Source organism: Vibrio sp. 1078-1 (assembly GCF_033340475.1).
In genome coordinates this window covers 1-759 of record NZ_JAWOWM010000264.1, presented here as the reverse complement: position 1 = coordinate 759, position 759 = coordinate 1, and the positions used below count along the sequence as shown (strand labels likewise).

The window sequence follows — 759 nt, the reverse complement described above, 5'->3', positions numbered from 1 at the left end:
GTTCGTGCTACTTGTCCTGACTGTCACGTTCCTCACAACTGGACTGACAAAATCGCTCGTAAAATGCAGGCTTCTAAAGAAGTATTTGCGCAAGTTTTTGGCAACTACTCTGAACCTGGCGTTTTCGAAGAGCGTCGTATCGAACTTGCTAAACACGAATGGGATCGTTTCTCGGCAAACAAATCTCTAGAGTGTAAAAACTGTCACAACTACGAGTCTATGGACTTCGAGCAAATGTCTCCAACTGCTCGTATCCAGATGAAGCAAGCGGCAGAAAAAGATCAAAGCTGTGTTGACTGTCACAAAGGTATCGCGCACAACCTACCAGCAGGTATGGATAGTATCGGCGGCATCGTTGGTGATCTAGAGCAAATGACATCCGGTACTGACTACGCAGTAGGTCAAGAGCTCGTAAGTATTCGTCACCTTCCAATTTACTTTGACGCGCAAGGCGCGAAAGAAGCGGGTCTTCTAAACCCTGCATCAACAGTAAAAGTTCTGGAAGATAAAGGTGACTTCATCGAAATCGAAATTGACGGCTGGCGTAAAGCGAAAGGCTTTGGTCGCGTAATTCAAGAAGATTTCGGTAAGAACATTGCAACTGCGTCTCTACTTAAAGAAGCGTCTACAGACAGCAACATCGTTACGACTGGTGAAAAACGAGTGGACGAGCTGACTGGTCTTCCTTGGGAGAAAGTGGCAGCGAAAGTATGGATCAAGAAAGAGTCTATGCTGAACGACATCAACCCTGTATGGGAA

General features: G+C 46.0%; 1 protein-coding gene. It reads left to right on the top strand.

Annotation, left to right across the window (positions count from 1 at the left end; translation table 11 throughout):
- The coding region (locus tag R7190_RS27005) for a NapC/NirT family cytochrome c (RefSeq protein ID WP_318137816.1) at window positions 1–759 on the top strand (759 nt) is incomplete at both ends.